At 45.8% G+C, this 12,544-nt stretch carries 14 protein-coding genes; 10 read left to right on the forward strand and 4 right to left on the reverse strand.

Annotated elements, in window-relative coordinates; all coding sequences use genetic code 11:
• Positions 1–21: 21 nt before the first annotated feature.
• Together glnA and ACLVWU_RS01190 are read right to left on the reverse strand one after the other, a co-directional pair.
• A complete protein-coding gene (glnA, locus tag ACLVWU_RS01185; RefSeq protein ID WP_413576630.1) occupies positions 22–1,437 on the reverse strand; it encodes a type I glutamate--ammonia ligase in 1,416 nt (471 codons plus the stop codon).
• 79 nt (positions 1,438–1,516) lie between these two features.
• Entirely contained in the window at positions 1,517–1,855 is a 339-nt protein-coding gene (locus tag ACLVWU_RS01190; protein WP_413576631.1) for a P-II family nitrogen regulator, read from the reverse strand.
• A 241-nt stretch (positions 1,856–2,096) separates the two neighbouring features.
• Between ACLVWU_RS01190 and ACLVWU_RS01195 the strand changes: the two genes are divergently transcribed.
• From ACLVWU_RS01195 to bamE, 6 genes are all read left to right on the forward strand, one after another.
• Positions 2,097–2,699 (forward strand): gamma-glutamylcyclotransferase, encoded by a 603-nt coding sequence (locus tag ACLVWU_RS01195; protein ID WP_413576632.1) that lies wholly within the window; start codon positions 2,097–2,099, stop codon positions 2,697–2,699.
• Entirely contained in the window at positions 2,692–3,174 is a 483-nt protein-coding gene (locus ACLVWU_RS01200) for a tRNA (cytidine(34)-2'-O)-methyltransferase (protein WP_413576633.1), read from the forward strand. The genes ACLVWU_RS01195 and ACLVWU_RS01200 overlap by 8 nt, the downstream gene beginning before the upstream one ends.
• Positions 3,175–3,404: 230 nt before the next feature.
• On the forward strand, positions 3,405–6,080 hold the full coding sequence (gene secA / locus ACLVWU_RS01205; RefSeq protein ID WP_413576634.1) for a preprotein translocase subunit SecA: 2,676 nt from the start codon (positions 3,405–3,407) through the stop codon (positions 6,078–6,080).
• 96 nt (positions 6,081–6,176) lie between these two features.
• Positions 6,177–6,788 (forward strand): hypothetical protein, encoded by a 612-nt coding sequence (locus ACLVWU_RS01210; protein ID WP_413576635.1) that lies wholly within the window; start codon positions 6,177–6,179, stop codon positions 6,786–6,788.
• On the forward strand, positions 6,769–7,368 hold the full coding sequence (locus tag ACLVWU_RS01215; protein ID WP_413576636.1) for a hypothetical protein: 600 nt from the start codon (positions 6,769–6,771) through the stop codon (positions 7,366–7,368). The genes ACLVWU_RS01210 and ACLVWU_RS01215 overlap by 20 nt, the downstream gene beginning before the upstream one ends.
• Positions 7,369–7,450: 82 nt before the next feature.
• A complete protein-coding gene (gene bamE, locus ACLVWU_RS01220; protein WP_413576637.1) occupies positions 7,451–7,894 on the forward strand; it encodes an outer membrane protein assembly factor BamE in 444 nt (147 codons plus the stop codon).
• On the opposite strand, the gene ACLVWU_RS01225 is transcribed toward bamE, so the two are convergent.
• Complete coding sequence (locus tag ACLVWU_RS01225) at positions 7,884–8,480, reverse strand: hypothetical protein (RefSeq protein WP_413576638.1); 597 nt, start codon at positions 8,478–8,480, stop codon at positions 7,884–7,886. The genes bamE and ACLVWU_RS01225 overlap by 11 nt on opposite strands.
• Before the next feature lies 1 nt (position 8,481).
• Positions 8,482–9,048 (reverse strand): matrixin family metalloprotease, encoded by a 567-nt coding sequence (locus tag ACLVWU_RS01230; protein WP_413576639.1) that lies wholly within the window; start codon positions 9,046–9,048, stop codon positions 8,482–8,484.
• Positions 9,049–9,230: 182 nt separating this feature from the next.
• On the opposite strand from ACLVWU_RS01230, the gene fabG reads away from it, so the two are divergent.
• The 4 genes from fabG to coxB all read left to right on the forward strand — a co-directional run bounded on the left by fabG (position 9,231) and on the right by coxB (position 12,544).
• On the forward strand, positions 9,231–9,974 hold the full coding sequence (gene fabG, locus ACLVWU_RS01235) for a 3-oxoacyl-ACP reductase FabG (protein WP_413576640.1): 744 nt from the start codon (positions 9,231–9,233) through the stop codon (positions 9,972–9,974).
• Between the two features lie 173 nt (positions 9,975–10,147).
• Positions 10,148–10,681 (forward strand): c-type cytochrome, encoded by a 534-nt coding sequence (locus tag ACLVWU_RS01240; RefSeq protein ID WP_413576641.1) that lies wholly within the window; start codon positions 10,148–10,150, stop codon positions 10,679–10,681.
• A 15-nt stretch (positions 10,682–10,696) separates the two neighbouring features.
• Entirely contained in the window at positions 10,697–11,581 is an 885-nt protein-coding gene (locus tag ACLVWU_RS01245; protein WP_413576642.1) for an SCO family protein, read from the forward strand.
• Between the two features lie 6 nt (positions 11,582–11,587).
• Positions 11,588–12,544 carry a cytochrome c oxidase subunit II gene (gene coxB, locus ACLVWU_RS01250; RefSeq protein ID WP_413576643.1) on the forward strand — a complete coding sequence of 319 codons (957 nt, stop codon included), beginning with the start codon at positions 11,588–11,590 and terminating at the stop codon, positions 12,542–12,544.

Genomic DNA, 12,544 nt, shown 5'->3' on the forward strand with positions numbered 1-12,544 from the left:
TAATCTCCAGGAAAAATACTATTAACAATCGTAGTACAAGTGGAACTCGTAAGGAACTGGTCTTTGCTGTACTGGACGAACTTCTTTGTCGATTTTGTACTGCACCCAGGTATCAATCAAGTCATCACTGAAAACATCGCCTTTTTTCAAGAAGTTGCAATTATTTACCAAATTATTCAAGGATTCTTCCAAAGTTCCCGGAACAGATGGAATCGCCGCGGCTTCCTGTGGCGGTAACCCATAGATATCTTTATCCAATGGATCACCCGGATTAATTTTATTGATGATGCCATCCAAACCAGCCATCAAGATGGCTGCTTCTGCCAAATAGATATTCGCAGTTGGATCTGGAGTGCGGAATTCAATACGCTTCGCTTTTGGATTTGGACCGGAGTTTGGAATACGCATTGCCGCCGAACGGTTTTTAAAGCTGTATGCCAGTTTTGTAGGAGCTTCAAAACCTGGAACCAAACGTTTATAAGAATTTGTCGTTGGGTTGATAATGCCACACAATGCTGGCGCATGTTTTAGTACGCCGCCAATGTAGTGAAGCGCCATTTCAGACAGTCCAGCGTATTTGTTTCCTGCAAAAAGATTTTTACCATCTTTCCACAAAGACATATGAATGTGCATTCCTGAACCGTTGTCGCCAAAGATAGGTTTTGGCATGAAGGTCGCAGTTTTTCCATGTCGGGCACAAACGTTCTTAACGATGTATTTGAACCACATCATCTTGTCGCCCATGTTAAGCGCTGTATCGAATTGGAAGTTGATTTCACATTGTCCTGCAGAAGCCACTTCGTGGTGATGGCGCTCTACGCGCATTCCACAACGTTCCATCTCTTCGCAAATTTCAGAGCGGATGTCTTGCAAGGTGTCCGTCGGAAGTGCAGGGAAGTAACCTTCTTTAGAGCGGATTTTATAACCCAGATTGGCTCCGCCTTCATCGCGGCCTGTGTTCCATACAGCCTCGTTGCTGTCGACCATATAGAATGCGGAGTTGGAGGTTTGTTCGAAGCGTACATCGTCAAAGATAAAGAATTCAGCTTCAGGCCCGAAGTAAGCAGTGTCAGCAATGCCTGTTGACTGCATGTAGGCGATTGCTTTCTTTACGATTTGACGTGGATCACGATCGTAAGGCTGCAAGGTTTCCGGCAGGCAGACGTCGCAAATCAAAGACAATGTTGGCATTTCCATGAATGGATCCATCATCGCTGTTTTGGCGTCAGGTTTGATAATCATGTCAGATTCTTCAATACCTCTCCAGCCACGAATAGAGCTTCCGTCAAAGCCGAATCCATTTTCAAAAGATTCTTCTTCAAGCTGGTGAAGAGGAATGGTTAAGTGTTGCCAAGTTCCGATCATGTCACAGAACTTAAGATCTACCATTTTCGCACCTTGTTCATGCGCGAACTTTAAAGCTTCCTTCGCAGTCATTTGCGTCTCCTTGCAAAAAAATAAAACAACTTAAAATCGGTCCACCTTCGCCAAGGCTTCGGCGGGCGCTTTAGCTTCGCTAAAGCGCCTCTTCGTCCTTTTCGCCCGTACGAATTCTTAGGGCGGACTCCACTGGCAATACGAAAATTTTCCCATCACCGATTTTTCCGGTATGGGCAGTTTTGCGAATTGCTTCAACGGCACTGTCAACCAATGCGTCTGGCAACACGACTTCCAGTTTTATCTTGGGAAGAAAATCAACAACGTACTCGGCACCTTTGTAAACTTCAGTGCGCCCTTTTTGGCGCCCAAATCCACGAACTTCAGAGACAGTGATCCCTTCAATTCCAACTTCCGAAAGTGCATCGACAACGTCGTCGAGCTTGAAGGGTTTTATGATGGCCTCTAATTTTTTCATGGGTCCTGTAATCGTCTAAAATGGATGTCCTGCAGCTGTCGCTAGAAAGGATAGCAAACGCTTTAAATAAAGCAAAAAAGACTCAAGCGATTTTATTATTTTAATTTTCATATAACGCGAAACGATAAGCAATTCTAGGTTGAGCACTCTAGTTGTTTTTGGTACACAGCCCGTCCGCGCCGCTTTTTTGAGCAGCGCTTCGGATTCGGAAAACCACTATTGTTGTCAGATCGGGGGGATTATGACTGCAACACGTTTTTTCGTATATGGATCATTGACCGAGGGGATGGTTCATTACTCTAAGATTCAGAACTTCGTGGAATCATTGAGCTTTGCCAGAATTAAGGCCAAGGCTTATCGCTTAAAAGTCGGCTATCCTGCGCTTGTAAAAGGCGGAGCTGATCTTGTACCGGGACAACTTGTGGAGCTAAGAGCATCTGATCTATTGATCAACTTGCTGGACGAGTTTTACGGCTACAATAAGATGGATCCAGACAAGAGCCTTTACTCCAGAGAAGAAGTCGATGTGTACATCGAGGGCAGTTCGGGCCCCGTAAAGGCATGGACTTACTTTCTAAATCCTTTAAAGCTTCCGGTGAATGCCGCTGTTATCGAGGGTGGAGATTGGAAAAAATCCATCGAAGATCAACCTTTGATGACAACTAAGTTGACTGAAAAACAGTCGACTTATATTCAACGCCTGGGCCGTTCCACAGGTCGTGAGATCGTACCCATTGATTTGACTCTTTATCGTGAGCTGATGAACCTTGAGTTGATCGTCGATAAGGGTCGCAGACTGGCTCTATCCAAATTGGGCCAAGAGGTATTTAGACATCTTGGATAATTCGAACAAAATCTTCCGCATCGTATTGATTGAGCCCGAAATTCCGCAAAACACGGGGAATATCGGGCGCACCTGTGTGGCTACGAACTGTGAGTTGCACATCGTTGGGAAGATGGGCTTTGAAATCAATGATACAAACGTCAAGCGCGCGGGGCTGGATTACTGGCCCCATCTGACCTGGCATCACCATGCAACTTTCCAGGACTGGTGGAAGCTGGTTGAGGATCCTGCGCGCGCGTGGTTCTTCACGACAAAAACCAAACGTACTTATTTCGAACCGCAATACCAATCCGGTGATTGGTTGGTGTTCGGCAAAGAAACCAAAGGACTCGATCCGGATCTTTTGGCGAAATTCCCAAATCAAACTGTCACGATCCCAATGATCGGTGAAGGTTCACGCAGTTTGAATCTTGCAACCAGTGTTGCGATCGCCGCCTACGAAGGCGTCAGACAAATCAGTTACGCATCGAAATAAAAGTTCGCACTGCGAACGGTGACTGTAAGTGCTTGCGCAATATGGGATTAAAATCCATTAATGCAAGTAAGGTCCTTTCACTTTTTCAGACTATTTTTTCGCTCTTCTTCCTCTGTGTTGGCCCTTAGTCTGGGTTTGCGAATTTCCGAGTGATCTCGCGTCAATGACGCATCAAAAAAAAGCCCCCTTGTCTTGCAGCACCTATCTGTTTCGAGCTATCCTTAGCCACTATGGTAACGCAAATACTTACAAAAATATTCGGAACGAAACACGACCGTGAAATGAAAAAGATCCAACCTATGGTTGATCGTATCAATGCCTTGGAACCACAAATGAAGGCACTCACGGATGAACAACTAAAAGCAAAAACTCCTGAGTTCCAGGAGCGTTTGAAAAAAGGCGAAACTGTTAACGACATTTTGCCGGAAGCATTTGCAGTTTGCCGTGAAGCTTCTATTCGTGTTTTGGGCATGCGCCATTACGATGTTCAGTTGATCGGTGGTATCGTTCTTAACAGCGGCAAGATCGCCGAGATGAGAACGGGTGAAGGTAAAACCCTGGTGGCAACTTTGCCGGTTTACCTGAATGCACTTACTGGCCGCGGTGTGCACGTTGTAACAGTGAATGACTACCTGGTTCGTCGTGACGCCGAACACATGGGCCGCCTTTACGGTTGGTTGGGTCTTACAACTGGTATCATCGTTCACGGTTTGAACGACCAGCAACGTAAAGAGATGTACGCTTGTGACATCACTTACTGCACAAACAATGAACTTGGTTTCGACTACCTTCGTGACAACATGAAGTTTGATCTAAACGACTATGTTCAACGTCCTCACTACTATTCGATCGTGGATGAGTGTGACTCCATCCTGGTTGACGAAGCCCGTACGCCGCTGATCATTTCCGGTCCGGCAGAAGCTTCCACCGAAAAATACCAAATCGTGAACTCCATCATTCCACATTTGAAGCGCGACACGCACTTTACAATGGAAGAGAAGTCCAAAACGGCTTCTTTGACGGATGAAGGAAATGCGAAGGTTGAAGAGTTGTTGGGCGTGGGCAATCTTTACGATCCACAAAACATCGAGCTTCTTCACCACGTTTACCAGGGTCTGAAAGCGCACTATCTGTACCGTCTTGATGTGGAATACATGATCAAAGATGGCGAAATCGTGATCGTGGACGAATTCACCGGTCGTTTGATGCCGGGTCGTCGTTGGTCAGATGGTCTTCATCAGGCTATCGAAGCTAAGGAAGGCGTTGAAGTTAAGTCTGAAAACCAGACTTTGGCGACTATTACTTTCCAAAACTACTTCCGTATGTACGAAAAACTTTCGGGTATGACAGGTACTGCGGATACAGAAGCAGTAGAGTTTAAAAAGATCTACAACCTTGATGTTAACGTGATTCCGACCAATAAACCCATCCGCCGTCTTGACGAAGAAGATGTGGTTTATAAGTCAGAGAAAGCAAAATACAAAGCGATCACTGCAGACATCAAAGAGCGCACGACTAAAGGTCAACCGATCCTGGTGGGTACGGCTTCTATTGAAAAGTCAGAATCTTTAAGCCGTTTCCTTCGTAACGAAGGCATCAAGCACGAAGTTCTAAATGCCAAACATCACGAACGCGAAGCCGAGATCATCGCTCAAGCGGGTCGTAAAGGTTCTGTAACTATTGCAACTAATATGGCTGGTCGTGGTACCGACATCATGTTGGGTGGTAACGCCGAGATGTTGGCGAAATCTGCAGTTGGTAATGACGAGTCTCCTGAATATACAGAGGCATTGGCTAAGGTAAAAGGTCAGGTTGAAAAAGAACGTGCGGAAGTGCGTGAGTTGGGTGGTCTTTACATCATCGGTACAGAACGCCATGAATCTCGTCGTATCGATAATCAGCTGCGCGGTCGTTCTGGTCGTCAGGGCGATCCGGGTGAGTCTCGTTTCTATCTTTCTTTGGAAGACAATTTGATGCGCATCTTCAATGGTGAGCGCATCCAGAAAATCATGGAAATGTTGAATATCCCTGAGGACGAACCAATCACAGCAAAAATGGTGACGAACGCGGTTGAGGGTGCTCAACGTAAAGTCGAAGGTCATCAATTCGATATCCGTAAAAACTTGATGGACTACGACACTGTCATGAACAACCAACGTAATGCGATCTATGGAATGCGCCGTAATTTGCTTGAGGGCAAAGAGGTTGAGCGTTCTGTGTTGGATATGTTGGGCGATGTTGTTTCAAATATCCTGGATACTTACGTTCCTGAAGGCGGTAAAAAAGAAGATATCAATACTGAAGGTTTGAACAACTCATTGGCTCAGACTTTCGGTTTCAGAATTGACCTGGAAAACAGAGCAATCAATTCCGAGATGATCATTGATCAGGTTCGCGCCGGTGTTAAAGCCGTGTATGACCGTCAAAAAGAATCCATGGGTCCTTTCTTTGAACAAGTTCAGAAGATGATCCTGCTTCAATCCATTGACCATCACTGGAAAATGCATTTGGCCATCATTGATAAACTTAAAGAAGGTATCGGCTTGCGTGGTTACGCTCAAAAAGATCCTTTGATTGAGTATAAAAAAGAAGCGTTCCTGGCTTTTGAAAAATTGAACAACACAATCAAGGGCGACGCGATTGAAAAAATCATGCGCGTTCAACTTGTACCTCAGCAATCTGAAGAGGAAGTTTTGGAAAGTTTGCGTCCTGAGGAATCGGATCTGGACGAGTTGGATTATTCTTCTCCGAATGAATCTGATATCGGCCATTCTCTTCCTGATTTGAGCGGTTCTGAGGAGCCTCAAAAACGCAGAGTGACTTTCCAAAGCGGCCCTGCTGATGACCGTCCGATGAATCGCGAAGAGCGCCGTCGTATGGAAAAAGCGGGCAAAGGAAAAAAATAATTGGTCCATTGTCCAAGCTGCCAACAACCAGTAGAGATTCTGGATAAACATTTAGGGACACTTTTTACGTGTCCCTTGTGTGCGGCAGTTTTCTTTGTGAACTGGGATGGTCAACCCGAGGTTGCGTCCCACGAAGCAGAACCGGAAATCCCTGAACAATATTTAGAACCGACTGAAGAGCCTCATTATCAGCAAAATGCTGATGTTGCGGCTGACTCCTTTGGCGAATATAACGCTGAACATGCCGGGGACGGATTTGAATCAACGCCGTTGACTGAACAGTACACCGAGCAGCTTTCGGAAGCCGCGACGGAGTCTGAATCCGCATTCGAGATAAATGCCACTGAAAGCTTTGATTACACTGAGAATTTGAATCAGCCAGCGGATCCGATCATTGAGCCTAAAACTTCAGACGATGCAAACTTTGCAGATGTTCTGGAGTTTGCCAATGCCAACACATCTGCAGGAAATTTCTCGTACGCGGTGATCATTGATGGGCTGGATAGCAGTCAACTGGTGCACCAACTTAAAGAAGCCATCACGGATTCCAAGTTTGGCTGGAATGTGAGTGAGTTACTGACTCACATTGGTGGTGGCCGTCTGGTTATTAAGGGCTTAAGCCCAGCTAAAGCTTCTGTGCTTATCAACCGAATTAAATATCTGCCTTTTAAAGTTTCGTGGAGGCAAGATGTTCTCTCTGGTTCTTAAATCATTATTGGTCTTATTGATGGTGATGTCTGTTGCCGTGGCCGCTTTTGCAGAAGAGGGTGGCTCTGAGGGCGCGGAAAAGAAGGAAGAAGCCCCAAAGGTCGAGGTCAAAGCTGAAGAAAGCTATGACAAGGTAGCGGCCCGGGTTTCAGCTTTGGAAGCTAAAGTAAAATCCGGCAAAGAAGAAATCGAAAAACTGATCGAGGCCAAAGCTCACACCAAAGATCCAAAGGCCGTGAACGAGATTGTTAAGCAAATGCTGGTCCTGCATAAGGATCTAAAAAAGAACGTGGATGAATACAATCAGGCCCGCGGCCTGATGAAGTACCGTTATCCTGAAAAAGGCCTGACCACAAAAAGGGAATACGAACGCATCGAGGTGAAGTCCCTGGATGAAATGGAATCCCAAATGAGTCTGTCTTCCTCAGTAAATAAAACTCTTAAGAAAGTTCGTACGCAATACGACTCTCCGGAAGAGGCCAAGAGCCGTGCGGCCGGAGAGAATGAAGACTCTGCCAAAGCGTCCAAAAAGGTTCAAAAAGAGCCTGAGTTGACCGAGCCAGTTATCCTAAAAAAATAAATCGTCTTGATTTGAGACGCGGGGTTTGCTGAACTTTCAGTCCTACGCTGAAACTGTTATCTTATAATGGTGTGGGGGAAGCATGTTACGACTGATGTCGATTCCAATCGTCTTGCTAGGGCTGTTCACATCAGCCTGTCAGACGTCTATGCTGAAGCAATTTGAATCCATAAAGCCTGGTATGGAAAAAGATGATGTATTGAACATCATGGGCAGCCCCAATCAAACTCAGCGCGTGTCGGGTAAAGACCGCTGGTACTATACTTTCTATGACAATCGCATTCGCTTTCAAAAAGAAGTTCAATTCGTGGATGGCTCGGCTATTTATATCGGCGAGGTAAGTCAACCGGCCCCTGATCAAACAGCGGTGGCCGTGGATACCCGCAATGATGCCCGCAACAAGCAAATCGATGAAGAAATGAAGAAGGAAGTGCTGGAGAATCGTAAAGCCTATGATGCTTACGAGGCGCAAACCCGTGGCACTGACAAGGTTCGCTATCTTCCGCAGTTCGTACCTATTCGCTAAAATTCAGCGGAGTGCCCAAAACAGAAATGATTTCATAACCAGAGACTTCAAGAGTCTCTGTTTTGTCTGCGCTGAACAGTTTGATTCCCGTCCAGACCCATTGGTAATCCTGCTGTTTTGGCAAATCCACAACAATACCTTCCAGATGCAGACCATCCGGAGCCACCCGGCACGAGCCGCGCACAGTGGTGCGTGGCACGTCACCTGAAACAGCCATGCCTTCAGCTGAAAACGACAATTCAATTCGAGGGTAGCGATGGCAAACAGAAATTTTTGCGCCCGTTTCATCGCTCATAAAGAAATGACCCAGATGTAGTCTCATGCCGTCACTGAAATCTGTGACCTTGGCATTTTTCAAAAGCTGATACTTGAATGCTTTTTGAAACTCCGTGGGATTGGAGCCGGAAAGATCAGAGCTTGCTAGTGCTGTATCCAGTTGTGCTTCCTGCTCTGTGGAGGCGATTTTTCGGCTGCTGGAGAACTGATTGTTCATGTAAGTGATGCCAACTGGAAGTGCCAGTAAAAACAAAATCGCGATTTTTGTTTTTGCGGATCTTTTGAATGCAGGCTTTTGTTCTTCACTCATTTTAGTACTCGCATTTCAAGGCTTTGCGATCCGCATCGGTCAATACATCACGCTTGGTTCCCGCATTCAGTACGGGCCACATGACGGTCGACAGGGCGGAACGATGTTTAAGACCCAAAACATGTCCAAATTCATGTATCAGCAGGCTGCGTAAGTGTAGGTCTGAAGTCAGTTCCGGATTTTCAATATAGAAATGGTAGTATTTTGAATTCACGGCCATGTCAGATTCAATGATCTGATTTCCTGACCAGTATAATGTGGTGATCGCTTGATAGTTTGGAGATTTCGACCACTGTGGATTCCAGTAGATGCCATTGCGACCATCTTTACTGCCTTCAAAAGTTAAATCCCCTTCAGTGACGATATCAAATAATGTCATGCCAGCTGCCTCTTCCCAAATTTGCGCAGCAGAGCGAATCACTGCTTCATTTGGTGCGGCCTCAGCAGTGATAAACATGCGAATTGGCAGTCGGGATTTCCACGAGACGCGCTGACCATAAACGTTTTGCACAAATCCACATTCATCCTGTGCTGCACTCGCAAGAGTTGTGTCTGTACCAGGGCCCAATGTGACTCCTTGGTTACATCCACTTACTAAAAAGCACAGCACTGCGAATACGAAAAATTTGTACATATTCTCAGTTTACACGGAAAGATGTTACTGGCGAATGGGGTGATTGTGTTCTCGACCTTCGACTGGTCCTGTCTCCTTTCTTGCCTCGTGAGCCCGTGGGGCGTAGGCTTTGGGGCATGATAAATTTTAAATTCATTAACAAAAATACTATCGTTACTGGTGGCGCGGCCGGTATTGGGCTGGAAATTGCTCAAAGTTTTCTGGTTGCTGGTGGAAATGTTTCCATCTGGGACTACTCGGAAAAGGCCCTGGCTGCCGCATCTGACGAGCTTTCCAGATTTGGTTCACAAGTTCAGTATGTTCAAGTGGACATCACCAATCGCGAATCCGTTGCCAAAGCGGTTGCGGGCTTGCCGTGGGCTGTGGATATCCTTGTGAATAACGCCGGAATCACGCGCGACAAATCGTTTGCCAAAATGGGGGCGGATGATTGGGATGCTGTGATCAATACCAACCTGACGGGCTTGTTCAACGTCACCAAAGCTTTGTTGGAAAAATTCAATCCTAATTCAAATCATAAACGCATCATCAACATTTCTTCCGTAGTCGGACTTTATGGAAACTTTGGTCAGACAAATTATGCCGCTGCAAAATCCGGTGTTATTGGGATGACTAAAACTTGGGGCAAAGAGTTGGGTCGAAAAGGGTTTACCTCCAACGCAATTGCGCCAGGCTTTATCAATACGGCGATGACCAAAGCGATGCCTAAAGAGGCCATCGATGCGATGGCAGCGAAGATTCCGGTGATGCGCCTTGGCGAAACATCTGATATTGCGAATGCTGTTCTGTTTTTGGCAAGTGAGCAGGCCGCTTACATCAATGCGACAGTGTTAAGTGTCGATGGTGGCATCACTTTATAAGCCAAATTGAGAGCGAGTATCAGTGCTGTGAAATCATCTTTTGCGGCGCAACAATAGCATCTGGAACAGAGGCTGTAATTAGTTGCGGTCCCTAGGGTTTTCGGGTACTTAACTTAGATTATATTACAATACTGTGACAAAACTTTTTTGCGTCCCCTTGGGAGTGCCAGCCTATGTCTGAGAATAAAGATCATTATAACCGTGGTGGCTTGTTTGCCTTTATGTTTTCAATGGCGTTTGTATTCGCCTTTTTCTTCTACCTAGTTGTTATCAACAAAGGTGTCGATTTGGCTGAAAATGTTATTGATCCAAATGCTCCAGCAGCAGCGACGGGCCCTGTGTTTGATATCACTAAAGTGACAGAGCCATGGGTTGAGACTCCAGAAATGATCACTTACGGTCAGAAGATGTTTAAAACAAACTGTGCTATGTGCCACGGTGACACTGGTAAAGGTGATGGCGCTGCCGGCGCTGCTTTGAATCCAAAACCACGCAACTTGGTTGAAGGAAAATGGACTCAAGGTGATGGTATCATCAATCACTTTAAAGTTGTTACAAATGGTATTCCGGGCACGTCAATGGCGGCTTTCGGTCACTTTAAGGTGGCTGACCGTTGGGCAGTTACTCATTATATCAATTCTATCACCGAGAATAAATCTAAAGACGATCCTGCTAAAGTTGCTGAGTTTGCGAAAACTGCAAAATAATTAGGAACTTATTAAATGTTCAAAAGTCAGTTTGTTTTGAAAGCAAAAACAATGGGAATGGTTCTAACTGGAACCGTTCTCGTTTTGTTTTCAGCACCGCAGACTTTTGCATCCTATGACCAACAAGAAGCTGGCATGCCTTCCAACGAAAAGGCGCGCGAACTTCAGGGGGTAGGGATCGAAGAGAAGTTGGGCAAGAAGCTCGATTTCGGAATGAAGTTTAAGGATGAGACCGGCAAAGAAGTGACCTTTGGGGATTACTTTGACGGAAAACATCCGGTGATTGTTTCCCCTGTGTATTTTGTCTGTCCTGGCTTATGCAACTTTCACCTTAACGGGCTGACTGATGCGTTGAAGGTGATGGAAAAGCAGTGGACTGTTGGCGATAAGTTTAAAGTTTTGGCAGTCAGTTTTGACTCTAAAGAAACGCCTCAACATGCTGCGGATAAAAAGGACTTGTACATGAAAATGTACAACCGTCCGGGTTCAGAAGGTGGATGGCACTTTCTGACGGGCACTGAAGAGCAAGTAAGAGCTTTGACAGATGCTATTGGATTTAAGTTCAGATGGGATGAAAATCAAAAGGAGTGGGCACATGCTTCAGCAGCGGTTGTCGTTTCTCCTGATGGTACGATTTCCCGTTACCTTCCTGGGATTATGTTTAATCAACAGGATATTAAATTGGCGCTGAACGAAGCAACCGAAGGAAAAATCGGTTCATTCGTCGACAGCCTTGTTTTGTATTGTTTTAAGTATGACCCACATAAGAGCAAGTACTCGTTGGCTGCGGTTTCAGTGATGAAGCTGGGCGGGGGAGTAACAGTTCTTGTGATGGTTTTATGGTTATTGCCGCTTTATATTCGCTCTCGCAGAGCGAAGAAAAATGTGGCGGGGAGATAAAGGTACATGATGTGGTTTAATATTGCGAAGGCCCAATCCTTCATGCCAACGCAAGGAACCGAGATTGCCAAGCAGGTGGACAATCTTTACGGATTCTTGCTGATTACAAGTTTCATCGCCTGCGTGCTCGTCATCGGCGGCATGATTTACTTTGTAATGAAATACAAACGTAAGTCAGACAACGACAAGACGGCATACATCTCTCACAACACAGCGTTGGAGTTCTTGTGGTCATTCATTCCACTTGTGATCTTCCTGGCCGTGTTTGCCTGGGGTTGGTACATCTTCCACGGTATGCGTTCCATGCCGAAGGATGCTTTGGAGATCAACGTTCTTGGTAAACAATGGGCGTGGGAAGTCGAATACAAGAACGGCTATAAAGCTGTTAATGAAATCGTTGTTCCGGTGAACACTGATGTGAAGTTGCTTTTGACTTCTCAGGACGTGATCCACTCGTTCTTCATCCCAAGCTTCCGTATCAAGCAAGATGCTGTTCCAGGTCGTTATACGGCTTTGTGGTTCCGCGCGGAAAAACTGGGTGAGTTCCATGCATTCTGTACTGAGTACTGTGGTACAACTCACTCGGGAATGATTGGTAAAGTACGTGTTGTGACTCGTGAAGAGTTCGACAAGTACATGGAAGAAGGTCAGGAAGAAGGCCAATTGCCATTGGCTAAACGTGGGGAAAAACTTTTTGCGTTGAAAGCTTGTGCTTCTTGCCATGCGGTCGACAATCCTGCAGCAAAAGTGGGTCCTTCCTTGTTCCAGGTGTTCAATCATGAAGTCGTTCTGGCTGACGGTTCGAAAGTGGTGGCGGATGAAAACTACATCCGTGAATCCATCCTTCAACCGAATGCAAAAGTTGTAAAAGGTTTCCCTCAAGGCGTTATGCCAACGTTCCAGGGTCAGATTAACGAAAACGAGCTTAACGCACTTATCGAGTACGTTAAGAGCTTGAAGTAA

Source organism: Bdellovibrio sp. HCB290 (genome assembly GCF_047305925.1).
GTDB lineage: Bacteria > Bdellovibrionota > Bdellovibrionia > Bdellovibrionales > Bdellovibrionaceae > Bdellovibrio.

Coding starts and splice junctions, on each gene's coding strand:
- glnA (WP_413576630.1), bottom strand. CDS start 1,437: ATGACTGCGAAGGAAGCTTTAAAGTTCGCGCATGAACAAGGTGCGAAA.
- ACLVWU_RS01190 (WP_413576631.1), bottom strand. CDS start 1,855: ATGAAAAAATTAGAGGCCATCATAAAACCCTTCAAGCTCGACGACGTT.
- ACLVWU_RS01195 (WP_413576632.1), top strand. CDS start 2,097: ATGACTGCAACACGTTTTTTCGTATATGGATCATTGACCGAGGGGATG.
- secA (WP_413576634.1), top strand. CDS start 3,405: ATGGTAACGCAAATACTTACAAAAATATTCGGAACGAAACACGACCGT.
- ACLVWU_RS01215 (WP_413576636.1), top strand. CDS start 6,769: ATGTTCTCTCTGGTTCTTAAATCATTATTGGTCTTATTGATGGTGATG.
- bamE (WP_413576637.1), top strand. CDS start 7,451: ATGTTACGACTGATGTCGATTCCAATCGTCTTGCTAGGGCTGTTCACA.
- ACLVWU_RS01225 (WP_413576638.1), bottom strand. CDS start 8,480: ATGAGTGAAGAACAAAAGCCTGCATTCAAAAGATCCGCAAAAACAAAA.
- fabG (WP_413576640.1), top strand. CDS start 9,231: ATGATAAATTTTAAATTCATTAACAAAAATACTATCGTTACTGGTGGC.
- ACLVWU_RS01240 (WP_413576641.1), top strand. CDS start 10,148: ATGTCTGAGAATAAAGATCATTATAACCGTGGTGGCTTGTTTGCCTTT.
- ACLVWU_RS01245 (WP_413576642.1), top strand. CDS start 10,697: ATGTTCAAAAGTCAGTTTGTTTTGAAAGCAAAAACAATGGGAATGGTT.
- coxB (WP_413576643.1), top strand. CDS start 11,588: ATGATGTGGTTTAATATTGCGAAGGCCCAATCCTTCATGCCAACGCAA.